Consider the following 25,193-nt stretch of genomic DNA (forward strand, 5'->3'; position numbering starts at 1 on the left):
ACAGGGCGCGCGACGACAGGGCCTCCTGGTGCCCGAGTGGGACAGCCACTCCGGCCGCCAGGAGGCCCTGTCCGCTGCCGACTCAGTCAGCGACGGCGACGATGACGCTCGACGGCGCCGAAAGCGCCACCGTCTCCGCGTGGCGCAGACCGGCCGCCTTGAACAACGCGTCGAACTCGGCCTCCGTGCGCTCCCGTCCCGGAGTGAGCGCCATCATCACGATGTCCAGGAACTTCCCGGGGTGCGGGACGTCGCCCTCGGGAATCACCGGGTCGAGGATGACGACCCGGCCGGCGGGGTCCATGACCTCGCGGATGTTCCTCAGAACGGTGATCGCCTCCGCGTCGCTCAGCTGGTGCACCACGTGCGAGATCACGTAGGCATCGGCGCCGGCGGGAACGGCGGCCAGGTAGTCACCGGACGCCGTCTCGCCACGGTCGATGACACCGGCCTCGGTGAGCACCTCGACGGCCCCGGGCACGACCTCGGGCAGGTCGAACACCACACCGCGCATCTCCGGGTAGCGCTGCAGGATCCGCGCCACGAGATACCCGTGACCACCGCCGATGTCCACGATCTTCCGAATCCCGGTCAGGTCGTAGGAGGCGACCGCGACGCTCTGGAGGTGGCCGACGATCTCGCCCATCGCGTTGTTGAATATCTGCCCCATCTCCGGGCGAGCGGTCAGGTAGGAGAACAGGTCGGTGCCGTGCACGTGCTCGAACGCGGACTCTCCGGTGCGGATGCTGTGCCCGAGCGCCGCGTACGCCTGCTGCAACGCCGGCTGCCCCTCGTACCGGAAGTGGTCCCGCAGCGAACCCGGGACGTCCGAGCGCAGCGTCTCGGCCATGGTGTTGAGCGCGAAGGTACTCGGAGCCACCTCGGTGAACACCCCCTTGCTGGCGATGGCCCGCAACGCGCGGTACAGGGTGCCCGGGTGCGCGTCGACGCGCTTGGCGATCTCGTCCACCGGCAGCGGACCGGCGGCCAGCTGATCGGCCACTCCCAATTCGGCCACCACGTACAGCAGATGCGCCAGCCTCAGGCCGTTCTGGAAGTCCAGCATGCGCCCCTTCGCGGCATCCGGACTCAGCTCGTTGTTGGCGGCAATATCGGCGGTCACCCTCGATCACTTCCGTTCGTAGTCGTCGCGGTCGTCGTCGTACCTGCCGTGGCGCGGCGCTCTTCCCCCTTCGAATGACGCGTAGAAGAGGAGTCATTTGCCTGAGCGCCTGCGGCCGAGCGGTGAACTGAGAGAATTCTGTTGGCCCGTTCGGGCACGCCGGTAGCGCGCTCTGAGCGATCTGCAACTTTGCTCCACGGAGCAGGCCTTCGGTGAAGGATGCGTGCAAGCCGGGCTTCCCGGACCCGTGCCCTGATCCACGCGTTTGCACGTCGATGGCCTCGCAGTCTTCAGCCCGGACCATCGCGCCCTCGACGTTCTGCTGCAGGCCGTCGCCCGCCGTCACCGGCGCTGCGACGCCGCCCGCCGCCCGTCGCCCCGCGAGCTCGGCAACACCGGGGGTACGGTCCGCACCGAGTCCGGTCACGACGGTCAAGCAGTAGCCCCGCCTACTCCTGGGCCGAGCAGCTGACCGGCACGGCTGCGGACGCGCCGTTGGCCGCGCTGCGCGCTGCCGGTGTGCTGGTGCGGATCGCCGCCCGGGAGGGCCGGACGGCCGCTGGCGCGCTGGGTGACGACGGCGTGTCCGCCGAAGCGGTGGCCGGGGCGCTCGGGACCACCCGGTCCAAGGCCTTGGTCCTGCTCCTCACCGCGCAGGACAGGTAACGGCACGGGTCGCTGGTCGCCGGTTGCCAGTCGCTCGGACGACTGCTCCGTCACAGTGCGTCAGTGGCCGGTGCCGCGCTCTACCCGGGTCCGCTCGATGCTGCTGTCCCGCGCCGTCCGGGTCGGTCGTGAGACCGGACGGGGGAAGGACCGTCACCCGGCCCCGCCGTGTCTGCGTGGCCGTCGGCGGCGGCTCGGTATGGCCGGCCTGCTCGGGGCGGTTCCGCCGTTGCCAGCGCGGCGGTCCTACTTGAGGGGGAGCGGACTACCGGGGCACGGCGGCGTCCGCCGGGCGCGCCGAGCCGGTCGTAGGACCCTGCGTACCAGCGGTGATCATGTCTGTGTCAGGCCGGTGCCGTGGTCGCGCCCGAAAGGCGGAGCGGAGCATTCGGGAGCCGGATTTCGGCCGCCTGTCTGGATATCGCGTGGTACTGGAGAGGGACCAGGGACGGGTCTTCCTGGGGATTCGCTCCTGCCCGCCGATGCCACACGGTGGTCACACCAGCGATTTCACCGGAAGAAGGATGGCACGCCTCCCATGAAACGCCTCGCACCGCTGCTCGCCACGGTCGGACTCATCGCGACCTCCTTACCCCTGCTGACGGCCCCCCAGGCAGCTGCCGCCCAGGTCCCCGGCTACATGCGCCAGCAGCCGGACTGGCACCGCTGCAGGCCCGATCAGCCGGTGACGTACGAGTGCGCGACCCTCAAGGTGCCGCTCGACTACCAGCACCCCCAAGGCCGGATGCTCGACCTTGAGATATCCCGGATCAAGACCGAAAACCCGGGGAAGCGGCGGGGGGTCCTGCTCTTCAACCCCGGTGGCCCCGGCGCTTCCTCGCTGTTCCGGCCGGTGGTCCTGGACACGAAGATCCCCAAGGACGTACGGGACCAGTACGACCTCATCGGCTTCGACCCGCGCGGGGTCGGCAAGAGCAGCCCGATCTCCTGTGGCGGGCTGAGCGCGAACGAGCGGGGCCTCGGTGGCCCGTACCGGCCCGAGACCTTCCCCTCCGACGTGGCCTGGGCACGAAGTGTCGCCGACAAGTGCCGGGAGAAGTCCGGTGACGTCATTCCCCACATCACCACCCGCAACACTGCCCGCGACCTGGACGTCATCCGTGCGGCGCTCGGCGAACGGAAGATCTCGTACCTGGGTTACTCGTACGGGACCTACCTCGGGGCGGTGTACTCCCAGATGTTCCCGCAGCGCACCGACCGCTTCGTGCTGGACAGCGGGGTGGATCCGCAGCGCGTCTGGCGCGGCATGATCCAGGTGTGGGCCACCGAAGCGGAGCCCGCGTTCGCGCGGTGGACGCGGTGGGCCGCGGAGCGCTCGGACCGGTACGGGCTCGGCACCACTCCCGAAGAGGTGTCCGCCACCTTCTGGAGCCTGGTGGCCCGCGCCGACAGGGATCCGATCAACCACAACGGGGAGCAGGTCACGGGTGACAGCCTCAGGTCAGACCCCTCCCTGTTCTTCTCCCCGTACGGAGCCTCGGCCGTCATCAAGTACCTCAAGTCCCTGGCCGAGAACGGGCCCGGGCCGGCGAACGGCGACGCGCCGGATCTGAAGCAACTGCTCGCCGGGTCCCGGCCCTCCGGGGCTGCCGCCTCCGAGCTGAACACCCCGGGGCCGGGCACCGCAGCCGCCGACTCCGCTTCCGATGGCATGGCCGTCTACTGGTCCGTCGTGTGCGGGGACACGGACGCCTGGCCGCGCGACCCCGATCAGTACGCGCGGGACGCGGCGCGGGACAAGGCGAAGTATCCGCTGTACGGGGACTTCGCGTCGAACATCAAGCCGTGCGCCTTCTGGCAGCCGCCGGTTGAGCCCGCGACGCCCATGAAGACCCGGGCCAACGTGCTGACCGTGCAGAACGAATGGGACTCCCAGACCCCGCTGGTCAGCGGCCAGGGCTTGCACAAGGCGCTCAAGGGCTCACGGATGGTGCTGGCGCTGGGCGGCGAGAAGCACGGCGTGTACCTCTCCGAACCGGCTTCCTGCGCCGACGCCACGGTCAACAAGTACCTCGCCACGGGCAGGCTGCCTGCCGCAGACGTGACCTGCCAGGACCCGCCGCCGTTCCCGTAGGGAGCCGACGGCATGGCCCCGGCCAGGTGGAGGCCGCCTACGGCCACTCAGCTGTGACCAGCGGCCAGCAAGGCACCAGGGAGCCGTGCGGACCGGAGCGCACCCCGGAGTCAGGCCGCTGCCCGCCTCTCATCGGCAACGGAGGCTGTTGTCCAAAGATCACTCCGGACCGGAGGTGCGGCTGGGGGACAGCACTGCCAGCGGGCACCCAGGCCGTCTCTTCCGGATCTTGCCGGGCCCGCGGCGCCCGAGTACGTCCCGTACACGGGCGCCCCTCCGCCTTGGCCCTGCTTCCCCTCGGCCCTGGAGCCCTGGGGGAGACCCCTGGCACCGGACGCCGCGGGCTCGGCCGGGCCACTCTGACGAGAGGACCTATGCGGCCGTCCTCCGCACCGGGGCCCTCAGGGCCGGCGTCCCGCCCAGGCCACGAGCCGGTCGATGGCCGGGGCCTCGGGGTCCAAGGCCACCACTTCTCCGAAGGGGATCCCCTCGCCGCGGGTTTCGGCCGGCAGCGCGCGACGTACGACGCCGATCACACGCTCGATGAGAGCCGGGTCCCAGTCCGGGTCCTGTCCGGTCGCCCTGGCCAGGTCCCAGGTGTGCACCGTGAGTTCGTGGGTGTAGACGGCCGCGGCAGCCGCGCCCGGGAGGACGCCCATCGGCAGACGCAGCTGCCGGCCGAGGATGTCCGGATCCGCCCACACCTCCGCGACCTCGCGGGCGCCCGGCACCCAGGCCGCCGCCCAAGCGCCGTCGGCGATCTCGTCGGCGAAGGACGGGACGCTGAACGGGTCCTCGCCGCGCCCGATCACCGAGATCCTGCGGACGACGGCGACGAGGTGGCTCGACAGTCGCCGTACATCGAACTCCTCGCAGGGGGTCGGGGCGTCGTACTGATCGGGCCGGACCGCGGCCAGCGTACGCCCCGCCAGCTCGACGGCCGCGGCGAGGTCGGTCCGCGGATCGAAGGAGAACGGGGCGGCGACGGTACCGGTGGAGTCGGACGGGGTCTCGATGAGCTGCTCGGTCTTGTTCATGGGTTCATCCTGTAAGCAAAAGTGGCCACCTTCTGGCCTGTTTTCCGAAGAGAATGAAAGGCGACGACGCAGCACCCACGAAGGAGGAACAGGGCACATGAGAGCCGACCGGCTGGTGGCGACCCTGCTCTTCCTCCAAGAGCGCGGCCGCGTCACCGTCCCCGAAGTGGCCGCCGAACTGGAGGTGTCCGAGCGCACCGCGCGCCGAGACCTGGAGGCTTTGGCCGCGGCCGGCATCCCCGTCTACTCGCAGCGCGGCCGCGGCGGCGGCTGGTCCCTCGTGGGCGGGGCCCGTACCGACCTCACCGGGCTGACCGCGGACGAGATCCGGGCGCTCTTCCTCGTCACCGGCCCCCTGTCGGCCACCCCCGAACTGCGCGCCACGCTGCGCAAGCTGGTCCGGGCCCTGCCGCCGCCGATGCGGGCGCAGGCCCAAGCCGCGACCCGCGCGGGGGTCGTCGACGCCACGGACTGGTCCCGCAACGGGCATCGGCAAACCAATCGGTGAACGCACCGTCGACCCTCTCGGGCTCGTGGCCAAGGCAGGGGTGGACTACCTAGTCGCCGGTACCGACAAGGGCCTGCGCACCTTCCGGCTCAGCCGGGTCACCTCCGTCGAGCCGACCGGCGAACCGGTGACCCGGCCCCGCGACTTCGACCTCGCCACGGCTTGGCGGACGCTGTCCGGAGCCTTCCAGGACGGCATGCACGCGGTGACCGCCCGGGCCCGCGTGCACCCCGACACGCTGGACCTGCTGCAACGGTTCCTCGGCGGCCGCGTACGCGTCGGCGGTCCGCTGCCGGACGGCTGGACCGAGGTGTGGGTCGACGGCCCGGCCGCCAAGGCCCTGGCCGGACATCTGGCCGGGCTGGGAGCGCGGGTCGAGGTACTGGAACCGCCGGAGGTACGACAGTGGCTGGCCCGGATCGCCGCCGAACTCACGGGGATGTACGCGGGGGAGGAACCGCACGCACCCCACGGCCAGTAGCCGACGGCGAACCGATCTCGGTCCGGTCGCAGGTCACGGGGCCCGGACTCAGGGCCCGGCCGGGGATGGCCGGGGAGGGCCGTATCAACTGGAAGGGTTGCCACGGTGCAGGCAGCGCACGGCGGTGCTGGCCGGCGCGTGGCGTACGGCCGCCGCGAACCCGTCCAGCTCTCTTGACTTGGTGCAGAGAAGTCATCGAACGTGCGGCCGATACGGGGTCGGTCGGTGGGAATCCGCCGCCGAAACCCGGTGGCTCTTCGGGGTCGGCGCTGCGTACCTTCGGCCGCATGGCTGACGACTGCTTCGGGCATCCATGGCTCGCCGCGATCTACGATCCGCTCGACCCCGACCGCAGCGATCTCGATGCCTACCTCGGGATGGCGGAAGAGTTCGGGGCGCGCCACGTTCTGGACATCGGCTGCGGCACAGGGGTGTTCGCGCTTCTCCTGGCCGACCGCGGGGCCGACGTCGTCGGCATCGATCCCGCCCAGGCATCCATCGACGTCGCCCGGGCCAAACCGGGCAGTGAGCGAGTGCGCTGGATCTGCGGTGACGCCACAGCCCTCCCGTCACTGAAGGTCGACCTCGCGACGATGACGGCGAACGTCGCGCAGGCCATCGTTGATCCGGACACCTGGCAGAAGACGCTGCGGGGTGCCTACGAGGCACTACGGCCCGGCGGGCACCTGGTCTTCGAGACCCGTGATCCGGCCAGACGCACCTGGGAAGAGTGGACCCGCGAGAACTCCTACCGCATGACGGAGATCCCGGGCGTCGGCTCCGTCGAGAGCTGGGTCCAGCTGATCGAGGTGAGCTGGCCCCTGGTGACCTTCCGCTGGACCTACGTCTTCGCGGCGGACGGACAGGTGCTGACCTCGGATTCGACGCTGCGCTTCCGAGAGCGCAACGAGGTCGAGGCGGACCTGGTCGCCCATGGCTACGTGGTGCAAGGCGTGCGCGATGCGCCTGACCGGCCGGGCGGAGAGTTCGTCTTCCTCGCACGACGCCCCTGATCCACAGTGATCCACGCCATGCAGGACAGGCGGCACGGTCCGTGAGGGGCGGGCGGGGCTGGAAGAGCGCCCCGTTCTTCACCGGTCAGGGAGGCTGTTCGTGCGTGCGGTTTGCGTCAGGATGCGTGTCCGGCAGGTTTGGTGGTTGTTTGCCTGCGAGGATCGTTCGGCTGGAGTCGGGGGATCCGCTGTGAAGCGACTGCCCTTGCGGCTCCGCCCCGTACGCCCCCGGCCGGCACCCCCCCGCTGGCCGGGGGCCCGCCCCGGCCAGCCCACCCCCCCCGGCTGGTCGGGGCTCTTTCATACGGAGGGGAGGGGTCGCCAGGCGGCCGTTTTCCCGGTTTTTCGCCCCCCTGTGGTGTCGACTCCAATGAGATCGCGAGCCGGGCTTGTGTGACTGCGCTGGCCTCACGCGGCCGTGCCCTTTCGTTCGGAGACGGCAACTGCGACTCCCTCTTCAGCAGTGCTGCATGGCGGGGCCCGGTATCCAACTGCGCTGGTTGTGGGGCGGCCGGTGCGCGGGTGCGCGGGTGGGCGCGGCGGGTGTGCTCGTCGGCGGTAGCGAGCCGGGGGCCGGTGTACTTCGGCGTCGGTAGCGGCCCGAACGCGCCGTCGACCACGCACTGGTCGGCCTACGACGGTCGGGCCCGCCGCCCGCGCGCCGTGGCCCTCCAGGCCGTGTGCGCGTGCGGATGGCGAGGAGCTGCCGAGCACCCGCGGGACCGGGCGACGGTCGGCGACCGGCCGCTGTACGAGGCGGACGAACACCTTGAGTACGCAGACCACGGCATTGACTCAGCAGCTCGGTACCACCCCGCGTGAGACGGACGGCATCATCGCGAGGAGCGCCGTGCCTGCGATACAGCAGGCTCCTCAGCGCGCGGGCATCGCGGCTGCGGTCTACCCGGCAGGTGCAAACGAGAGGCGGGATGGTCAGCTCGAAGGGCTGGTCCACATCTCGCTCGGCTCGGCCGACGCCTACGAACTCGGCCGCTGGCTCGAGGCGCACGGTGAGGTTCGGCCCGCACGTGGCCACGCCGACCGGGAGCACGTCGCGTGAGCCGCCCGCTCTGAACCTCTGAGGAGTTCTTGCTCCCTCACGAGGTCAAGCTCGGTGACCTCTTCCAGTTCGACGCTGCTTGGTACCCCGTGAAGCACATGGTGCCGGGCGAATGCAGCAGTCGGGTACTGCACTTCGACGCGCGCGCCCCGTACGTCACGACCCAGGCCGAGATCGTTGCGCGGCCGATCCCTGCCCCTGCGTGAGACCCCTCTCCAGGCCCGACCGCTCCAGGGCCGCACCGCCCTCGTCACCGGCGGGGCCACCGGCATTGGCGCCGAGATCGGGCGCGCGCTCGCCGCCGCCGGCGCGACCGTCGCGGTCAACCACCTCGGCCAGGACCCCGATGCCCACACCCTCCTCGCCGCCTTCGAGCGAGACGGCAGCCCCGGGATCGCGGCGAACGCCGACCTCACCGATCCCGGCGCCGTCCAGACCGTGGTCGAGCTCGTCCGCGCCCAGATCGGGCCCATCGACATCCTGGTGAACAACGCCGGCTCCTACCCCCGCGTCCCCTGGCAGGGCACCGACGAGGCGGCCTGGAGCTACTCCCTCGACGTGAACCTCACCGCTCACTAGCGCACCTGCCACGCCGTGACCCCCGGCGTGATCAATCGCCGCTGGGGCCGGATCGTGAACATCGGCAGCGTCAACGCCCGCGCTGGCCGGACGAACCTCGTCGCGTACAGTACCGCGAAGGCCGGGCTACTGGGCCTGACCCGCTCCCTCGCCCGCGAACTGGGCCCGTACGGGGTCTGCGTCAACACGGTCATGCCCGGCGCCATCCAGGTCGAGGCCGAGAACGCGATCCCTGCCCAGCACCGCGCGCGCCCGGAGGACCAGATCAAGCGCCAGCGTGTCCCTCGCCGTGATCGGCCCGAAGATGTCGCGGCCCCGGTGGCGTTCCTCGTGGGTCCCTCCGTGTCGTTCATCACCGGGCAATCCGTCCACGTCGATGGCGGCTGGATGCTGCACTGAGACCGACATCGAGCAAGGAGAGAGACCGAAATGAAGGAACGAGTCCGCGCCGTCCTCGTCACCGCTGACGACACGATGCTGGTCATCCGCCGCACCAAGCCCGACGTCCCCACGTACTGGGTGCTCCCTGGCGGGGGCGTGGAGCCCAGCGACGAGTCGCGGGAGGCCGCACTCCATCGGGAGATCCACGAGGAGATCGCAGGGACGGCCGACATCGTGCGGATTTTCCACACGATGGAGTCCGACGACGAGCGTCAGCTCTTCTACCTCGCCCGCATCGCCACCTGGTCCTTCGACGATCGCACCGGGCCCGAGTTCAGTGCCGAGGGTCGGGGCGAGTACGCGCTGGAGGAGATCCCGCTGACCGTGGAGGGGCTCGACGGAATCGACCTCAAGCCCGAGGAGATCGCCCACGTCCTCCGGGGCGCCATCGGCGCCGGCACGCTTCGGGCAGAGGCTGCGAATTAGCTGTCCATCTTTGTGGACTTGCCGTTGGGGGCAACGCCGAGGTGCGTTGGCCTCGACGGCGTCTACGGTGTGCTGCGGCTACTGGTTGCTGTGAGAACGTCCGCGCCCCCGCCAGGTCGGGGCATCCGCCCGTACCGGCATACGGCGGTGCACCGCAGGGGGCTGCGGTGCACTGCCGTACGGCGGTCTGCGGTCGAGGGGGCTCAGGCGGGCTCGGGGGCCCGGCGGCGGGTGCTGATCACCACGAGGCCGCCAATCACCGCGAGGGCCGTCAGGACGGCGGCGAAGACGGTCGCCCCATCGGTCAGGCCCACGGCGTCGCTCAGGTAGCCGGCGGAGACCGGAAGGATGCCGGCGGGGAGGTAACCGCCCACATTGAGGGCCGCGTTGGCCTCGGCGAGCCGCTGCGGCGGCACGGTGGAGTTGAGCAGCGAGAGCCCGCCCAGCTGGCCCATCCCCTGCCCAGCGCCGGCCAGCAGTGCGGAGGCGATGAGGACCGCCACCGACGAGGAGTGCACGGCGACGACGAGGGCGGCCATGCTGAGGGTGGTGCCGGCCGCCCCGGTGATCAGGATGGTACGGCGGCGTAACTTCTGGACGGCGAACTGCACGCCGGTGGCCGAGAGGAACATGGCGAAGGCCATGACCCCTGCCACCACCCGGCTGGTGGTGCCGAGCAGGCCCGACAGGAGTGAGGGGCCGAGCGAGAGGACGAAAGAGGTGGCGGTGATGCCGGGGGCGAACACCGCGATACCCAGGACGAGTTGCAGGCCATTGCCCTTCGGTACGCCCGGGATGCGGACCCAGGCGCCCTTCGGGGGTGCGGTGGGCCGACGTACGGGCATGCGCAGCACCGCGAGGATCGCGGTCGTGAGCAGCACGATCTCGACGATGAAGACCGTGATGGTGGGGGCCGGCGCCGTCTCGGACAGGATGCCCGCGAGGAGCGGGCCGAGGCCCGCGCCGAAGACCATGGCGCACGAGGCGAGCAGGGCGGCGAGGCGCTTGCGCGCCTGCCCGGCCACATCGGTCACCGCGGCCATGCCAGCGGAGACGACGGCGCCGACGGCGATGCCGGTGAACAGACGGGCCACGATCAGCGCGTCCACCGACGAGGCGGTCGCGAAGATCACGCATGCCGCGACGCCGAGGGCGAGGGCGGGGAGGAGTACGGGCTTGCGGCCGAGCCGGTCGGAGACCACGCCCGAGACGAGTAGGGACCCGAGCAGTCCGACGATGTAGAACGCGAAGATCACGGTCAGGGTGCCCTTGGAGAAACCGATGTCCTTCTGCCACAGCACGTACAACGGGGTGGCCGCGTTGGACAGGATGAACACCGCGGTGACGGGCCAGGCGGCCAGCCAGACCCACCAGGTAGGTGCCAGGGTGGCGGCGGCCGGGCCCGAGCCCTGTGCCATCTGCGCCGCTTTGGCGTGCCGCGCTCCGCACGCCGCGTACGTGGGCACCGTTCGACTTTCCGACATGAGCGTTTCCTCCGTCGAGGTATGTACGAGTTAAGTCGAACTTAGCAGTTGTACGATTCAAGTCGTACATAGGATTCGGGTGATAAGGAGTGGCCTATGTCAGCGACGACGCGATCAGTGACCACCATCAAGGTTCTGCCGGAGCCTGCCGGGCTCCCGGAGCCCCTTGCCGAACCGGCGGTGGGTGAACTGCGGCTCGAAACGGTGCTGGGGGCGCTGAGCGATCCTCTGCGCCTGGGTATCGTGCGCAAACTCCTCCTGGAGTCCGAGGAGTTCGACCATTCCTGCGGGTGGTTCGGCCTGGACCGTCCCAAGTCCTCCCTCACGCATCACTTCAAGGCGCTGCGCGAGGCGGGCATCACGAGGCAGCGGCAGTACGGTCTGGAGCGGCGCAGCCACGTACGCGTCGACGACCTCGACGCGCGCTTCCCCGGACTCCTCGACCTCGTCGCGGACTGGACGCCGGCCTCGCGGTAGTGGGGCGTGGCGGGCTCGCTGCAGTACCCCGTCCTCCTGGTCATCTCAGCCCTCGCTCTGCTGGGCCTTCTCAGGCAGCGTCTATCGGTACCGCTCCGGTCCGTGCGCCTACGCCTGGACGCGTCCGCGGATGAGCGTGCCCCGCCCCATGGGGCCCGGCCACGAGCTACGTCACGTAGAGGAATTGACGGTTGTGTGCGGCTGGGCGGGGCGGCAGTAGCGGTGGATGAGCTCGGCATGCGCGGGGAAGCGCGCGATGAGCTCGTCGGGCCGGCCGAGGGTCATGTCGGCGTAGTCGAAGCCGGGCGCGACGGCTTCGCTGATCAGGGCGTGGTCTCCAGCGGTGAGGTGGGAGGCCTTCCAGACGCCTCCCGGCACAGCGAGGGTGAGGAGCTGTCCTTGGCCAGGGTCCGGCCCGAGGACAGCGGTGGAGTGGCGGCCGTCGGGGTGGAGCAGGTGGTAGGTGATGGGTTCGCCGTGGTGGTGGAAGTGCAGGATGTCGGACCTGTTCAGGTGCCAGTGACCGATCGGGGACCAGTGGGTGAGCAGGTAGTGGATGGAGGTCAGTGTGTAGCGGTCCCCATGGGGTGTTTGGATCCGGGGGCGGTGGTCTGCCTGGAAGGTCCGGCGGAAGTACCCGCCCTCCACGTGGGCTTCCAGGCCTAGGGCGTCGATCCACTGGTGCGCTGTGAGCACGCTGTCCTCCTGCAGTCGTTGACGGGGCTTTCCTGGTGCCTGCGCTGTCCGCGACAGGGCCAGCAGTGAGTACCTGCTCCCGATGGGTCCCGGGCACTCGTGGGAGGCGCGGTTCACCTTCGGCGTGGGGGAGCCGCCAGCCCTTGGGACCCGTTCTCGTCGGTTCCGGGCTGGTAGCCGAAGCCGACGGAGACACTTCACCGGCCGGGGAGCGCGGAGACTCTCGCTGCGCACTGTACGACTACGCCTGGACGCCACGGTTGAGGATGCTTTGTCCTGTCGGCCGTTCGCCCATGACTCGACCATGAGATTCAGCTGGTTGTTGGCATCGAGGTAGTGGTCGGCGATGCCCGCGTTCGCCGTGACGTCCGCCTCCGCCTTCAGGTTGTTGCCCATGACCCAGGCCCAGGTGTCCATACCGCGCTGGATCGAGTCGCCGATCGCGATGGACATGCCTCCGGCTGTCGTGAAGTACAGCGGTGTCACCGCGCCACCGATGACGTGGTAGGCCATCTTCGACTTCCGGTCCGCCGCGCTGTATGCGGCCATGCGGTCGTCGTTGAGGACATCTTCCCTGATCGCGCTGTACGCCCCCAGGACAGCGCCGGCGTTGCTCAGCGGATTGCTCTGGGCGAAGCCGGTGGCGGCCTGTGGGATCTTCTCCATTTCCAGGCTGATGTAGCGGGACTCCGCCTTGTGCAGCGTGGCGTACGCCTCCGGGTCGGCGGAGAGGCCCCGCATGAACTGGGCCAGGTCCTTCTGCGTCACCGCCATGTGGGTCTTGTCGCCGTTGTGGAAGAAGCCGTCGCCGGTGGCAGAGGTGATGTCCTGGCTGCTGCCCATGCCGCCCAGGATCTGGTGGGTGTCCTCGGTGGAGGAGGACGGGGCGCGGGCGATGGGCTCGCGGAGGTTCTCGTGGATCTTCTGGGAGGGGCCGAGCTCGCCGATGACGTCGTGCATGACGCGCGCCCGGGCGTCGGTGTGCGGAGTCACCGGCCAGGGGTCCTGCTGGGGGCCGAGGGGCGCGTGGCCGGTGGTCGCAGCCTCCAGGGCCGCGCCGAGGCCCGCGTGGCTGGTCGGGTCGACCAGGTCCGTGTTGTGATGGCCGAGGACCGTGTTGCGCGGCCAGTCGCGGGTGCCGTCACCGCTGCCGGCCAGGTAGTGCAGGTGGTCGTTGGAGACCTTGTCTCCGTCCGGGCCGTTGCCCTTGGCGTCGAAGAAGGCCGTCGCCGCGACGGGGTTCTTGCTCATGACGTCGAGCAGCCCGTCGATGGCGTCCGTCTCGATGCCGTCGTGACGGGCTCCTCACAGGTGAAAATGCCGGGGGGCTTCTTCTCGGCCGATACGAGGTCGGCGAAGCCGAGCGGGGTGATCAGGCCGGTTCCGGCGCCGATCAGGGCCGCGCTGGTGAGGATGCCGGTCAGGCCGGGGAGCATGGCGCATCCGAGTCCGGCGGCGGTGACGGTGAGGACGGAGACGGCCGCGTCGGTGGCCACGGGGAGGGGGTGCGGGGCTCAGGGGGGACGGCGTCCTGACCAGGCCGCTGTGGGTGCTGCTGTTCCTCGCGGCCCCTGCCCGGCTCCTGCCGCTTGACCTGCTGACCGCCCATGACGGCGACTCTTCAACGCGTGGGGTTCGGACTCCTCCCGCCCACACTGACACCAGGCATCACACTGCGCACATCTTATGCTACGGAATGTGGCGGCAGGGTGGTGTCCGGGCGGGTGCGGATGCGTCGGCATGCGGGCCGCAGGCCTGGTGCCGAAGATGAGCGCTACCCCGCCCGCCCGCGCCGTCAGGAGCCGATTGCCATGCTGGAGCGCACGCTGCGCAAGGACCGTACCGAGATCACCTTCAGCGTGGTCGGCGACTCCAATGACTGGCAGCCCGGCACCCACACCTTCCAGCCCCGCAAGGACGCCAAACGGGCCGTCACGAAAGAACTGCGCCCAGAGGAGGATGCCCTCACGATCCGCCATGTCACCGAGCGGCTGATGAAGGCGCACCCTCAGCTGGACGCAGACCTGCTGGAAAGCTCAGTGCGGACGGCGTACGAAGAACTCAGGTACGCACGTGTGCGCACCTACCTGCCGATCCTGATAGAGCGCAGAGCCAAGGACCTGCTGGGCTCCGAAGAGCAGACGGAACGCGGAACCTGACCTCCGGCCGCAGATAGGCGCGGAGTTCCGGCAGGCATCCGATACGCCGGTCTACGACGCCCCGGTGCCCTGTGCTGCGAGGCCTGGCCACGGATCAGTGACGTCAGGACCCCGCCGGAGACGGAGGCTTTGTTCCCTGCGCGCGGCGCCATCGTCGGTCGCGATGGCGGCGGCCCGCAATGCCGAGGCGGGGTGACGGGCGCGGTCGGCGGCTGGGGGAGCCCCGCCAAGAGCAGCGGTCGCAGTTCCTGCGGTCCGCCGCGTACGGCAGGAGGCGGACGCCGGGTGGTGCGGCGGAGGCAGACATGGAGGGCGCGCTCCGTGAGCGTTTCGAGCGCCAGCAGTGGTGACTCGACGCGCGGTGCGCACACCCGCAGTCGAGGGTCACGGAGTTGACGGCCTGCTGGTGGCCCCGGCTCGCCGCCTGGGCGCGATCGGCCGCACATCGGCGCGGCGCTCAGACGGGGGGTGGGGGCCGACCGTCAGGCATTGCGTTCGCCTCGTCCGTCGGAGGCCAGTGAATATGAGGGTGCGCTCGGCCGGGAAGCCGATCATCTGCTGCCGGAGGTCGGCTGCCGTGGCTGGCAGGCCGGAATCTGCTGCGTCCGTTCCGGTGGTTGGTGGTGATCGCGTATCGTGCGCCGCGGCGTTTGGCGCTCGGCCGCTCCATGTTCGGGATGAACGCCGACGGCGTCGCTGCTCAGCAACTTCAGCCAGTTCTGACGACTTCGGATACACGGGTGGCCCGATGGGTGGGTTCAAGGCGTGGCTGTTGCGCCACGTGACGGACCAGGGCGCGCTCGGGGAGCTCGCCAGGCTGGCCGCCGCTGATCCGAACTGGCCCGAAGGCCCCGACCGGCTGCAGACCTTCACGGATCACCTGGAGAGCAGCGGTGCCTCGCGAGCCACTCTGCAGAACCTCACCGACGCCTGGATCCGCTACGCCTCCCACTGAGTGAGGGCGCTTCACCCGGCACGCGCGGCTACGCGGGTCTTGGCGAGACTCGGACTGCGCGACCGCGTCCAGGCCGTCGTCCTCGCCGGGTGGGGTTGGAGTCCGGCACGGCGAGGACTCAGTGGCGGTAGGCAGCCGTCGCGATCTGGGCGAACGAGCGGATCAGCGGGTTCGGGTCGCCCGCGTTTTACGCCGCCACCACGCGGTTCGGCGCCACGTCGGTCACCGGTACCGCGGTCAGCTCCTCTGGTGGGTGGTGTACGAGCGGGGTCATGCCGACGCTGCCGTTCCAGAGCACGGCTTGCAGGCATTCCTGGACGGCGCGCACGACCGGGCCCTCGCGTGGCTCGCCGCCGTTCCAGTACGACTGCCGGAAAGGTTCGGTGCCGTCCGGGAACTGGAATCAGCGGCGGTCGGCCCGGTCGGCCCGGTCGGCCCGGTCGGTCAGCGTCTGACGGTCCAGGCGAGCCGGCGGATCGACGGCGCGGGCACGGCGCCCACCGGATGGGCGCGCAGCTCGTGCACCGTCAGGCTGCAGATCGGCGCAACCGGGTTACATGAGCCGCACAAACCGCCACGTGGCCCTCAACATCTCGCTCTTCGTCGCCATGGCCGTCACCACCTGGCTGGCGACGACAGGGCTGTGACTTCAGGTGGGCCAGCGGTCGGCCGGTGGTATGGGAATGATTGGAGTGGGGGCGGGGGCTGGCGCGCACCGGGGGAGAGCGCCAGCCCCCGGTGGAGGGCCGCCGGATACGGGGGCGATGTGTCGGCGGCCGTGGTGTGCGGAGCCCCGGACGCCTCGACTGCTCGGGGCAGGCCGAAGGGGTGGGGCAGCGGTTGAAGCGTAAAGCATGTGTGTCGCGAAGGCACATTCCGGGGCGGCGGGCGAGGCTGGAGGCCCCACGTGGCCCTGGGTAGGCAGTTCGCACCCTACGAGGGGGAGCTGCGGGTGGCCTGCATCCTCTGGGCGCCGGGTACGGCGGATGGCCCTTGCGGTGCAGTCCCACCGCTACGCAGCGCCTGAGGGGAGGGGGGTGCTGGACGGTGCGGCCCGCCGTGGGGTCGGCGGGCAGGCGCAGGACCGGTCGTCGCGGCCCGGACGTCGATGCGGTGGCTAGGTGGTGCTCGGCATCCGGGGTGATCGCCCGGCTGCAGAGCACGGTGGACGGCATGTTGTCGGTGATCACTGGTGGCCGGCCGCCGTGGTTGCCCTTGCGGGCTCGGGCTGCGGAATTCCTGCGGATCGCGAGACGGTCCAGGTGTACCGGCCCGCGGGGTCGTTCACCTGGCCGGTGTTTCGGCGATCCACTGGGCGAGGGAGAGCAGGGTGGTTTCGGCGCTGTGCGTCATGTAGTCGCGCAGGGCGTCGAGGTCGCCTCGGGTGGCGCCGAGCACAGGGTCGAGGCGTAGGAGTTGCCAGGACTGCTCGACGATGGTTCCACGTCCCTGCGGGTGGCAGGTCCAGCTCCATTGCACGATGCCGTCCTCGGCGCCGCCGACCACGAAGGCGAAGGAGGTGCCGGGGTCGGCCCGTACGACCTGGGAGCGGGTGGTCCACTGCTTGCCGTCCCTCTGGTTGCGGCCGCTGAACCAGGCCCCGACCCGGGGTTCGGCGCCCTGGTCGAACGTGACGTCGCTCGCGTTGGGGCTCCAGCGCCCGATGGCGGACACGTCACTGACCAGGTCGTAGACCCGGGCGGGCGCGGCAGCGACCCAGGCGCGCCGGGTGAAGCTGAAATCCGATGCGTCCAGGACCTCGAAGAGGTCGTGTTCGCTGGTGGTGGCGCTGGCGCTCAAGGTGTCCTCCTGGACAGGTGGGGTGGGGCCATGTCGGCGACGCCCACATCACCACCGCTCCCGCCGGGTAGCCAGACCCGCTGGTGCCTATCCACGCCAGGGTCAGGCTGTGCGGTGGCACCCGGCCCATACTCGGATCCATGAACGGAAAAGTGCGGCTAGGGGAGTTCCTGCAGACGCGGCGCTCCCAGCTGCAACCGGAGGATCTCGGGATACCCGGCTACGGGGAGCGGCGCCGTGTGCCGGGTCTACGGCGGGAGGAGCTGGCGTCGCTGGCGGGTGTCAGCGTCTCCTACTACACCCGGCTGGAACAGGGGCAGTCCCTGAACGCCTCACCACAGGTGCTGGACGCGATCGCCCGGGCCCTGCGGCTGGAGGCGGCCGAGCGCCTGCACCTGCACGACCTGGCCCGGTCATCGGCCACGGGCTCAGGGCGAGTCCGCCGGCCCGCTCCGGAGTGGGTGACGGAGGCGACCGGCCAGCTGCTGGAGGCACTGGTCCACGTCCCGGCGATCGTGACCGGCCGCCGCAGTGACGTCCTGGCATGGAATCGGCTGGGCCATGCGCTGTTCGCCGGACACGTGGACCCGGACGCCCCGAACCGGCCGGCGGATCGGCCCAACATGGCTCGGCTGGTGTTCCTTGACGCGCACACCCGTGACCTGTACGCCGACTGGCCGGCCAAGGCCAGGGCCGTGGTGGGGAATCTGCGCCTGGTGGCGGGACGGCATCCGGACGACACCGCGCTCCACGCGCTCGTGGGTGAACTGAGCGCGAAGAGCCTCGACTTCGCCTCGATGTGGGCCGACCACCGCGTCACGGCGTGCGCCGTCGCGACCTACGAGATGCGGCATCCGCTCGTCGGCCCGCTGACCGTCACCCAACAGACCCTGAGCCAGGGCCTGGGCCCGGACCAGGGGCAGAACATCGTGGTCGCCACCACCGAGGCCGATTCGCCCGCGCGGACCACGCTGGCCCTGCTCGACCAGGTCACCCCGCAGCACGACCCGGCGCGACGGGGAATCCGGGCCGGCTCCGGCTGACCCGGCACACACCACAAGCCCCCAACCCCCAACCCCCGCATCGGCGTACCGCTGCCGCATGCCCGAAAACAGTGAAGGAACCATGTTCAAGAACAAGTTCACGCTGTCCAAAACCGCCGCAGCAGCCGTCGTACTGACCGCTGCGGCGGTCGTCGCGGCCACCCCCGGCGTCGCGTCCGCCGTCTTCGCCCCACTGAGCTGCGCGCGCATCACCGCGCACTTCGACCTGGCCCGGCACCAGACGCCCGAGAACATCGCCGTGGCTCCCGACGGCAGCGCGTACGTCACCTTCGCCGCCGCCCGCCAGGTCGCCCACATCACCCCCGGGGGATCCACCCGGATCCTGGCCACCCTGCCCGCACCCGCCGACGGCGGCGTCCACACCCCGGTACTGGGCTTCGCCCTGACCACCGGCATCGTCCGCGCGCACGACGGCACCCTGTACTTCCTGTACGCCACCGGCACCGCCGACCTGACCGGCCTGTGGCGGCTGCGCCCCGGCGGCACCCCGCAGCGCATCGCAGAGCTGCCCGCGGCTGGCCTGCCCAACGGCCTGGCCCTGGACCCGCGCACCCGGACCCTCTACATCACCGACTCCGTCCTCGGCACCATCTCGAGCGTGCCCACCACCGGAGGCACCCCCCGTACCTGGTCCACCGCCCCCGAACTGGCCTCCACCGGATTCCTCGGCGCCAACGGGCTGAAGACCAGGGGCGGGGCGCTGTGGGTCACCAACCTCGACCGGGGCACCGTCCTGCGCATACCCGTCCTGCGGGACGGTAGCGCCGGCCCGGTCCAGACCCGGGCAACCGGCCTGGCCGGGATCGACGACTTCGCCTTCACCGGCCACGGCGACCAGATCCTGGCCGCCCTCAACGGCCCCGGCGAGGTCGTCGTCGTCCAGCCCGACGGCACCCACTCCACCGTCCTGACCGCCGCCGACGGCCTGCAGAACCCCACCTCCATCGCCCTGCGCGGCGACACCGCCTACGTCCTGAGCGCCGCGTACGTCACGGCGAAGGACCCCAACCTCCTCCTGGCCCACCTGGGCGGCTAGGCCGTTTCGTTTGGATCATCGGGCGGACCAGAGGAAGATGCCTGCAATGTGCAGTCCTGCCAGGTAGATGGTCGCCGTCTTCTCGTAGCGAGTGGCGATGCCCCGCCACTGCTTCAAGCGGTTGATGCATCGCTCGACCGTGTTGCGCTGCTTGTATGCCTCGCGGTCGAAGGCGGGTGGCCTGCCGCCCCGGCTGCCTCGCCGCAGCCGGTGGCCCTGCTGGTCCGCCGGAACGGGGATGACTGCCCGAATGCCGCGTTTGCGTAGGTGTTCGCGGATGGCGCGTGATGAGTACGCCTTGTCAGCCAGGACTACGTCTGGCCTGGTGCGGGGCCGTCCGCGTCGTCGGGGAACGCGCAAACTGGCCATCACGTGCGCGAAGGCGGGTGCGTCACCGGCCTGTCCGGCAGTGAGAACGAAGGCGAGCGGCCGGCAACCGGCGTCGGCAGCGAGGTGAATCTTGGTGGTCAGTCCGCCGCGGGAGCGACCGATGGCATGGTCGTCCGGCTCGTCGGCTGGGGCCCCCTTTTGCGGGCCCCGGCCGCGTGCTGGTGGGCGCGCACGATCGTGGAGTCCACCGAGACCGTCCAGCTCAGGTCCTCGTCGGCGTCGGCCTGGGCCACGAAGCCGGTTGTAGACGCCCCGCCAGTTGCCGTACTTCTCGGGCAGGTGAACCCACTGCGATCCGGTCTGGAACTTCCAGGCGATCGCGTCGATCACCTCGCGGTGGTCCCGCCACCGGCCACCCCGCTTTGGCGCCCGGTCTGGGAGCAACGGCTCGATCCGCGCCCACTGCACGTCAGTCAACGGCACAACTAGACCAACGATCAGATGGTCTGAAGGAAGCGGGCCTACTATCCTCGCCATGGGCACCGTGATCATGACTGTCAGTCTGGCCTTCGTCGGATACCTGGCGACGTACCTCAATGGGCTGCGGCTCGCGCAGCGGCAGGCCCGGCTCGCCCGAGTGAGCCAGCAGTTGAGTGACTTCTACGGCCCGCTCTTCGCGCTCATGGAGGCCAACAGTCGTGCCTATGAGGCGTTCTGCGAGCGGTATGCCCGCCCCGATGGGGTCCACCCCTTCGACCACGACGTTCCCCCCACCGAGGAGGAGCTCGCCGAGTGGCGCATCTGGGCCACGACCGTCTTCCTGCCCAACATCCAGAAGATGCGCGATGTGGTCGTCACGAAGGCCGACCTCCTCATCGAGGAGGAGGTGCCGCCTGTCCTGCTCGTACTGTGCGCCCATGTCGCTGGCTACGAGATCACCGCGGCGCTGGGCATCTGGTGAGTTCGGCGAATACAAGTCCGTCATCCAGTTCCCGGGGCCCGAGCTGAAGGAGTACGCCACCACTCGCTTCGCGCGACTCAAGAAGCAGCAGGCTGCCCTTCTCGGTCGGCGGCGCTGAAGCCCGAAGAGGAGCGGGTGCTACATCCCAGAGCAGCGATCCGGTGATCCAAAAGAAACGGCCTAGATGACCACCAGGACCGTGCTGACGAGCACGCTTCCGACGAGGTTGTAGCCGCCCGAGACGAGCGCGTACTGGAGCGGGCGGGGGAAGTTGGGGTTGATGGAGATGGTGACCGTGTTGGCCGCCAGGTACCCGACGCCGACGACCAGGCCGAACACCAGGGCGTCCGCCCATGAGTCGATCTTCAACACCGCCATCAGGAACGCGCTGGTGAGAGTGATGACCAGCGAGGTCAGCGGCGGGCCGGCGAAGAAGAGGGGAGAGGCCACCGGCTTCGCCGACGCATCCCGCCCCAGCGAGATGTTGTAGGGCTTGCTGAACAGGAACGCGAACCACACCCCTCCCAGCAGGACCAAGGCGATGAAGGCGGCCAGGGCGCCGGTCCAGTTCACATCGCCCAGAACGTTGAACATGCTTGATTCCTCTTTCTCCGTTGATTCTTGATTGACAGGCCTGATGGAGCCGGACGGCCGTGCGCCGGACCCATCGCGTCCGGCGCACGGCGCCGGATCAGGACGACGGTCCGATCCGGCGGCGTCCGCAGGTCAGCTCGACTTCTGCCCGTCGACTGCCTCCCGCAGGATGTCCGCGTGCCCGGCGTGCTGGGCGGTCTCGGCGATGAGGTGCATCAGCACCCTCCGTACGCTGCGCACGGCTCCAGGCTCGTTCCACGGGGCCTTCGGCAGCCGGTGCGTGGCCGACAGGTCGGGAACAGCGGAGATGATCTCCACGGTCCGGTCGGCGACTTGCTCGTAGCGCTGGAGGATGCCGGTCAGCGTCTCGCCGGGTAGCACTTCGAAGTCGTTCCGGTGGTCGATCGCCCACTGCGGGTACTCACGGGCGGTGCCCGCCGCGAAGTCTTCCCAGGTCACCCCTTCGGGCAGGTCGTAGCGCATCGCTGACGGGCCCTCGACCACGAAGCGCATCCATGCGTCCTCCATGGACGCGACATGCTTGACCAGACCTCCCAGGCACAGCACGCTGGCCGTCGGGCGCTCGCCCGCCTGCTCGTCGCTGAGCCCCCGGATGGTGGTGAGCAGGGCGGATCGGGCGGCCCTGAGCTGGTCGAGCAGGCCGGCCCGCTCGTCGTCGAGGTTCGGGGACGTTGCCGTGGTGGTCATCGTCTTCAGGTCCTTCCGGTTGTTCTCGGGTACGGGACGACGATCACAGGGGAAGCGGCCAGGATGTGTCCGCTTCTCAGGGCACCATGGAGGCATGCCGAAGACCTCAGCGCGACTGCTGTCACTGCTCTCGCTGCTCCAGGCGCGCCGCGACTGGCCGAGCGCGCTCCTGGCCGAGCGCCTCGACGTCAGCCCGCGCACCGTACGCCGTGATGTCGACCGGCTGAGGGAGCTCGGCTATCCCATCGTTGCCTTCAAGGGACCCGACGGTGGGTACCGGCTCGACGCGGGTACGGAGCTGCCCCCGCTGCTGTTCGACGACGAGCAGGCCGTCGCCCTCGCGATCGCACTCCAGATCGCCACCACCACCGGTGCTGGCATCGAGGAAGCCGCGATGCGGGCGCTGACCACCGTCCGGCAGGTCATGCCCGCCCGGCTGCGCAGACGCATCGATGCACTCCAGGTCACCGCCGTCGAGCGGCCCGCACCACAATCCGACCCGCAGGTGGAGAGCGGTGCGCTCATGACGCTCAGTGCCGCCGTCCATGCCCGCGAAGTGCTGCGCTTCGACTACGCCCCCGCCTCCCCACCGGGAGACGACGGCCATGACTCCGCCGCAACTCCACCGCGCCGGGTGCAGCCCCACCACCTCGTCACCTGGGGCGGACGCTGGTACCTCGTCGCCTGGGACCTCGACCGCGAGGACTGGCGCACCTTCCGCGCCGACCGCATCACCCCGCGCATCCCTACGGGGCCCCGCTTCACCCCACGCGAACTGCCCGGAGGCGATGTGGCCGCCTTCGTGGCCGGCAAGTTCCGGGGCTCCGATGGCTCCGACGACTGGCCTTGCCGCGGAGAGGTGATTCTCCACATGCCCGCCGCCGCCGTTTTCCGCCACACCCGCGACGGCATCGTTGAGGAACTCGGCCGCGACCGCTGCCGGCTCGTCCTGGGCTCCTGGTCATGGCCCGCCCTGGCCGCCTCCTTCGGCCGCTTCGACGCCGACATCGAGGTCGTAGGCCCGCCCGAGCTCACGGACGCCTTTGCCCACCTGGCCCGCCGCTACGCCAACGCCGCAATCGCCACGCTGTAACCGGCCCGATGAGCCACGCGTAGGTCGACCACGACTGGCCCGCGGTTTCTTGAACCTTCAATTCCTCGCCCTGGGTTGGTTCTTGGCCTTTCACTTGCCCGCGGTCACGGCCTTGAGTTCCTCCAGCGAGTCGCTGACCAGGCGCGCGAGATCCTGCTGGTCGGGCTCGCTGATCCAGTGTCCGAACGCGACCTTGAAGGCGGCGACACCGACCTCGGCGGCCAGGATCGCGGCCGGGTCGGCGACGCCGCGTCGGCGCAGGGCCTCGGCCAGGGCCGAGACCAGGGCAGCGAGTTTGGTCAGCCGCGCCCGCAATCGCTTGATCTCCGCCTTGTATCCCGTGCCCGCCTCAGCGAGGCCCGGCCGTTGGCATCGTGTGCAAGCGCCTGCTCTGTCAGCTGTCGAAGCGGTGGCGGGAGGCCTCGATGTGGCCGAGGTAGCGGTGGGTCCAGTCGCACAGTCCGTCGATCGTCACCCGCAGGGCCTGGCCCGGCTCGGTGAGGGTGTACTCGACCCGCGGCGGTACGACGGGGTGCACCGTCCGCTCGATGAGACCGTAGCGCTCCAGCATGCGCAGGTTCTGGGTGAGCATCTTGTGGCTAATGCCCTCGATCTCATTGCGCAGCTCACTGAAGCGCAGGGTGTGGTCCCCCAGGGCCTCGATGATCAAGAGTGCCCACTTGTTGGCAACATCCGAGAAGATCTGCCGCCCCAGAGAGTCCGCGCGCCTCAGGTCCGCTTCGTCGGGCGAGCCCGTGAGCTGCTTGGTCACCATCAGGTTCCCCAGTCACTGAAAAGTGCGTTCTTCCATGTCAGCGACCACTCTCCTACGGTTTCTCAGTAACCACAAGAGAGTGGCTCGCAGAGCAATGGAGGCAGGCAGCATGGCCATCACCCTGGTGAACCCCAACGGATTGCCGGAGACCGACATCTACCATCAGGTGTCGGTCGCGAGCGGGTCGAAGCTGGTCTTCCTCGCCGGGCAGGTCGCCTGGGGCCCGGACGGTGTCACGGTCGGTGAAGGCGACCTCGCTGCCCAGGTCGAGCAGTGCTACTTCAACATCGGAACCGCCCTGGCCGCGGTCGGCGCATCCTTCGACGACGTGGCGAAGCTGACGGTCTACGTCGTCGACTGGACCCCCGACAAGATGCCCCTGCTGATGGAGGGGGTCGGTCGGGCGGCCGCGAAGCTGGGGGCCGCACCGGTCCCGCCGGCCACGCTGCTGGGCGTCGCGGCGCTGGATGTCCCCGAGCACCTGGTGGAGATCGAAGCAACCGCCGTCCTCGACTGAACCGGCGGGCCTCGGTCGCGCCGGTCTGTTCGGGGCGGGGTGCTGCCGTGCGGCGGGCCGGGCTGCTCAGGCGCTGGCGAGTGCGGTGCGCAGGGTGGTGGTGGCGAGGTCGATCGCGGCTTGGGCGGCGTGGGTTTCGCGCAGGGTGTTGAGCATGACGAAGTCGTGGATGATGCCCTGGAAGCGGACGGCCGTGACCGGGACCGCGGCGGTGCGGAGCTTGTTGGCGTACGCCTCGCCCTCATCGCGCAGGACGTCGGCCTCACCGGTGATGACCAGGGCCGGGGGCAGGCCGGTGAGCTGGTCGGTGGTGGCGCGCAGCGGGGAGGCAGTGATCTCCGCCCGCTGAGCCTCGTCCGTCGTGTACTGGTCCCAGAACCACTGCATGCCGTCGCGACGCAGGAAGTAGCCCTCGGCGAACTGGTGGTAGGAGCCGGTGTCGAAGGCGGCGTCGGTGACGGGGTAGAAGAGGACCTGCTGGCGCAGGTCCAGGCCGCCGCGCTCCTTGGCCATGAGGGTGAGGGCGATGCTCATGTTGCCGCCGACGGAGTCCCCGGCGACCGCGATCCGGGTGGCGTCCAGGCCGTGGCCGGCGCCGTCGGTGACGACCCAGCGGGCCACCGTCCAGTTCTGCTCGATGGCGACCGGGTAGCGGTGCTCCGGGGAGAGGTCGTACTCGGGGAAGACGACGGCCGCGCCGGTTCCCACGGCGAGTTCGCGCACGAGGCGGTCGTGGGTGTGGGCGTTGCCGAACACCCAGCCGGCTCCGTGGATGTAGATGATCACCGGGAGCGACCCGGATGCCCCCGTCGGGCGGACGATTCGCGCACGGACCGAGCCGGTGGGACCGCCGGGGACGGTCACCCACTCCTCGTCGACGGCGGGTAGGACGATGTCACCGGACTGGACTTCGTCGACGGCCTTGCGGCCCTCGGCCGGCGGGATCTGAAACAGGAACGGCGGCTTCGCCGTGGCCTCCGCGAATGCGGCCGCAGCGGGTTCCAGGACCGGACGAGCACTCTTCTCAGTCATGTCGGACTCTCCAAGGCGTAGGGCATCGAGGGCTGGTGACCCTCGGCGGTCGTCGTGCCCGCCGCCCGGCAGGCACATCAGGA

General features: G+C 70.0%; 26 protein-coding genes and 4 pseudogenes. 17 read left to right on the forward strand and 13 right to left on the reverse strand.

Annotated elements, in window-relative coordinates:
* Positions 1 to 82 precede the first annotated feature (82 nt).
* Entirely contained in the window at positions 83 to 1,123 is a 1,041-nt protein-coding gene (locus tag OG594_RS23105; RefSeq protein ID WP_266601977.1) for a methyltransferase, read from the reverse strand.
* A gap of 495 nt (positions 1,124 to 1,618) precedes the next feature.
* Between OG594_RS23105 and OG594_RS23110 the strand changes: the two genes are divergently transcribed.
* Both OG594_RS23110 and OG594_RS23115 read left to right on the forward strand, forming a co-directional pair.
* On the forward strand, positions 1,619 to 1,789 hold the full coding sequence (locus OG594_RS23110; protein WP_266601979.1) for a hypothetical protein: 171 nt from the start codon (positions 1,619 to 1,621) through the stop codon (positions 1,787 to 1,789).
* Between the two features lie 538 nt (positions 1,790 to 2,327).
* Positions 2,328 to 3,884, forward strand: a complete 1,557-nt coding sequence (locus OG594_RS23115) for an alpha/beta fold hydrolase (RefSeq protein WP_266601981.1) — start codon at positions 2,328 to 2,330, stop codon at positions 3,882 to 3,884.
* A 401-nt stretch (positions 3,885 to 4,285) separates the two neighbouring features.
* On the opposite strand, the gene OG594_RS23120 is transcribed toward OG594_RS23115, so the two are convergent.
* Positions 4,286 to 4,921, reverse strand: coding sequence for a TIGR03086 family metal-binding protein (locus OG594_RS23120; protein WP_266601983.1), 636 nt, complete (start codon positions 4,919 to 4,921; stop codon positions 4,286 to 4,288).
* 97 nt (positions 4,922 to 5,018) lie between these two features.
* Between OG594_RS23120 and OG594_RS23125 the strand changes: the two genes are divergently transcribed.
* The 7 genes and pseudogenes from OG594_RS23125 (at position 5,019) to OG594_RS23155 (ending at position 9,429) form a co-directional block, all read left to right on the forward strand.
* On the forward strand, positions 5,019 to 5,429 hold the full coding sequence (locus OG594_RS23125) for a YafY family protein (RefSeq protein WP_266601985.1): 411 nt from the start codon (positions 5,019 to 5,021) through the stop codon (positions 5,427 to 5,429).
* Positions 5,430 to 5,454: 25 nt separating this feature from the next.
* A complete protein-coding gene (locus OG594_RS23130; protein ID WP_266601987.1) occupies positions 5,455 to 5,910 on the forward strand; it encodes a WYL domain-containing protein in 456 nt (151 codons plus the stop codon).
* A 287-nt stretch (positions 5,911 to 6,197) separates the two neighbouring features.
* The gene (locus OG594_RS23135) at positions 6,198 to 6,923 is read left to right on the forward strand and encodes a bifunctional 2-polyprenyl-6-hydroxyphenol methylase/3-demethylubiquinol 3-O-methyltransferase UbiG (RefSeq protein ID WP_266601989.1); all 726 of its coding nucleotides are present in this window, start codon (positions 6,198 to 6,200) and stop codon (positions 6,921 to 6,923) included.
* A 769-nt stretch (positions 6,924 to 7,692) separates the two neighbouring features.
* Entirely contained in the window at positions 7,693 to 7,983 is a 291-nt protein-coding gene (locus OG594_RS23140; protein ID WP_266601991.1) for a hypothetical protein, read from the forward strand.
* A 29-nt stretch (positions 7,984 to 8,012) separates the two neighbouring features.
* Positions 8,013 to 8,189, forward strand: a complete 177-nt coding sequence (locus tag OG594_RS23145; RefSeq protein WP_266601993.1) for a hypothetical protein — start codon at positions 8,013 to 8,015, stop codon at positions 8,187 to 8,189.
* Positions 8,161 to 8,961, forward strand: a pseudogene (locus OG594_RS23150) (SDR family NAD(P)-dependent oxidoreductase). Before OG594_RS23145 ends, OG594_RS23150 begins: the two are co-directional and overlap by 29 nt.
* 30 nt (positions 8,962 to 8,991) lie before the next feature.
* A complete protein-coding gene (locus OG594_RS23155; protein ID WP_266601995.1) occupies positions 8,992 to 9,429 on the forward strand; it encodes an NUDIX domain-containing protein in 438 nt (145 codons plus the stop codon).
* A gap of 203 nt (positions 9,430 to 9,632) precedes the next feature.
* Here the strand turns inward: OG594_RS23155 and OG594_RS23160 are convergent, their stop codons facing one another.
* A complete protein-coding gene (locus OG594_RS23160) occupies positions 9,633 to 10,847 on the reverse strand; it encodes an MFS transporter (protein ID WP_266603134.1) in 1,215 nt (404 codons plus the stop codon).
* 162 nt (positions 10,848 to 11,009) lie between these two features.
* Between OG594_RS23160 and OG594_RS23165 the strand changes: the two genes are divergently transcribed.
* Positions 11,010 to 11,390: a helix-turn-helix transcriptional regulator gene (locus OG594_RS23165; RefSeq protein WP_266378548.1), complete on the forward strand. Its 381-nt coding sequence runs from the start codon at positions 11,010 to 11,012 to the stop codon at positions 11,388 to 11,390.
* Positions 11,391 to 11,561: 171 nt separating this feature from the next.
* Here OG594_RS23165 and OG594_RS23170 read toward each other — a convergent pair whose 3' ends face one another.
* Together OG594_RS23170 and OG594_RS23175 are read right to left on the reverse strand one after the other, a co-directional pair.
* Positions 11,562 to 13,337, reverse strand: coding sequence for a cupin domain-containing protein (locus OG594_RS23170; RefSeq protein ID WP_266601998.1), 1,776 nt, complete (start codon positions 13,335 to 13,337; stop codon positions 11,562 to 11,564).
* The gene (locus OG594_RS23175) at positions 13,334 to 13,582 is read right to left on the reverse strand and encodes a hypothetical protein (protein ID WP_266602000.1); all 249 of its coding nucleotides are present in this window, start codon (positions 13,580 to 13,582) and stop codon (positions 13,334 to 13,336) included. The genes OG594_RS23170 and OG594_RS23175 overlap by 4 nt, the downstream gene beginning before the upstream one ends.
* A gap of 315 nt (positions 13,583 to 13,897) precedes the next feature.
* On the opposite strand from OG594_RS23175, the gene OG594_RS23180 reads away from it, so the two are divergent.
* On the forward strand, positions 13,898 to 14,245 hold the full coding sequence (locus OG594_RS23180) for a three-helix bundle dimerization domain-containing protein (protein ID WP_266602002.1): 348 nt from the start codon (positions 13,898 to 13,900) through the stop codon (positions 14,243 to 14,245).
* A 748-nt stretch (positions 14,246 to 14,993) separates the two neighbouring features.
* The gene (locus OG594_RS23185) at positions 14,994 to 15,200 is read left to right on the forward strand and encodes a YozE family protein (protein WP_266602004.1); all 207 of its coding nucleotides are present in this window, start codon (positions 14,994 to 14,996) and stop codon (positions 15,198 to 15,200) included.
* A gap of 118 nt (positions 15,201 to 15,318) precedes the next feature.
* Here OG594_RS23185 and OG594_RS23190 read toward each other — a convergent pair.
* Positions 15,319 to 15,734: pseudogene (locus OG594_RS23190) on the reverse strand (LysR family transcriptional regulator); the annotation flags it as partial.
* Between the two features lie 750 nt (positions 15,735 to 16,484).
* On the reverse strand, positions 16,485 to 17,000 hold the full coding sequence (locus OG594_RS23195) for an SRPBCC family protein (protein WP_266602006.1): 516 nt from the start codon (positions 16,998 to 17,000) through the stop codon (positions 16,485 to 16,487).
* Between the two features lie 140 nt (positions 17,001 to 17,140).
* Between OG594_RS23195 and OG594_RS23200 the strand changes: the two genes are divergently transcribed.
* Entirely contained in the window at positions 17,141 to 18,043 is a 903-nt protein-coding gene (locus OG594_RS23200; protein WP_266602008.1) for a helix-turn-helix domain-containing protein, read from the forward strand.
* A gap of 58 nt (positions 18,044 to 18,101) precedes the next feature.
* A complete protein-coding gene (locus OG594_RS23205) occupies positions 18,102 to 19,100 on the forward strand; it encodes an SMP-30/gluconolactonase/LRE family protein (protein ID WP_266602010.1) in 999 nt (332 codons plus the stop codon).
* Positions 19,101 to 19,115: 15 nt separating this feature from the next.
* On the opposite strand, the pseudogene OG594_RS23210 reads toward OG594_RS23205, so the two are convergent.
* Positions 19,116 to 19,967 (reverse strand): annotated as a pseudogene (locus OG594_RS23210) (IS5 family transposase).
* Between OG594_RS23210 and OG594_RS23215 the strand changes: the two are divergent.
* Positions 19,966 to 20,509, forward strand: a pseudogene (locus OG594_RS23215) (hypothetical protein). The pseudogenes OG594_RS23210 and OG594_RS23215 sit on opposite strands and share 2 nt — an antisense overlap.
* Positions 20,510 to 20,571: 62 nt before the next feature.
* Here the strand turns inward: OG594_RS23215 and OG594_RS23220 are convergent.
* Entirely contained in the window at positions 20,572 to 20,985 is a 414-nt protein-coding gene (locus OG594_RS23220) for a DUF1761 domain-containing protein (protein WP_266602012.1), read from the reverse strand.
* 132 nt (positions 20,986 to 21,117) lie between these two features.
* A complete protein-coding gene (locus tag OG594_RS23225) occupies positions 21,118 to 21,693 on the reverse strand; it encodes a DinB family protein (RefSeq protein ID WP_266602014.1) in 576 nt (191 codons plus the stop codon).
* Positions 21,694 to 21,787: 94 nt separating this feature from the next.
* Here OG594_RS23225 and OG594_RS23230 point away from each other — a divergent pair, with 94 nt between their 5' ends.
* A complete protein-coding gene (locus OG594_RS23230; protein ID WP_266602016.1) occupies positions 21,788 to 22,786 on the forward strand; it encodes a YafY family protein in 999 nt (332 codons plus the stop codon).
* A gap of 90 nt (positions 22,787 to 22,876) precedes the next feature.
* Here the strand turns inward: OG594_RS23230 and OG594_RS23235 are convergent, their stop codons facing one another.
* Entirely contained in the window at positions 22,877 to 23,101 is a 225-nt protein-coding gene (locus OG594_RS23235; RefSeq protein WP_266602018.1) for a hypothetical protein, read from the reverse strand.
* A gap of 79 nt (positions 23,102 to 23,180) precedes the next feature.
* On the reverse strand, positions 23,181 to 23,561 hold the full coding sequence (locus OG594_RS23240) for a helix-turn-helix domain-containing protein (RefSeq protein WP_266602020.1): 381 nt from the start codon (positions 23,559 to 23,561) through the stop codon (positions 23,181 to 23,183).
* Positions 23,562 to 23,670: 109 nt separating this feature from the next.
* Here OG594_RS23240 and OG594_RS23245 point away from each other — a divergent pair, with 109 nt between their 5' ends.
* Positions 23,671 to 24,078, forward strand: coding sequence for a RidA family protein (locus OG594_RS23245; protein WP_266602022.1), 408 nt, complete (start codon positions 23,671 to 23,673; stop codon positions 24,076 to 24,078).
* A 66-nt stretch (positions 24,079 to 24,144) separates the two neighbouring features.
* Here OG594_RS23245 and OG594_RS23250 read toward each other — a convergent pair whose 3' ends face one another.
* Positions 24,145 to 25,110 carry an alpha/beta hydrolase gene (locus OG594_RS23250; protein ID WP_266602024.1) on the reverse strand — a complete coding sequence of 322 codons (966 nt, stop codon included), beginning with the start codon at positions 25,108 to 25,110 and terminating at the stop codon, positions 24,145 to 24,147.
* Between the last annotated feature and the right edge of the window lie 83 nt (positions 25,111 to 25,193).

The organism is Streptomyces sp. NBC_01214 (genome assembly GCF_026340975.1).
GTDB lineage: Bacteria > Actinomycetota > Actinomycetes > Streptomycetales > Streptomycetaceae > Streptomyces.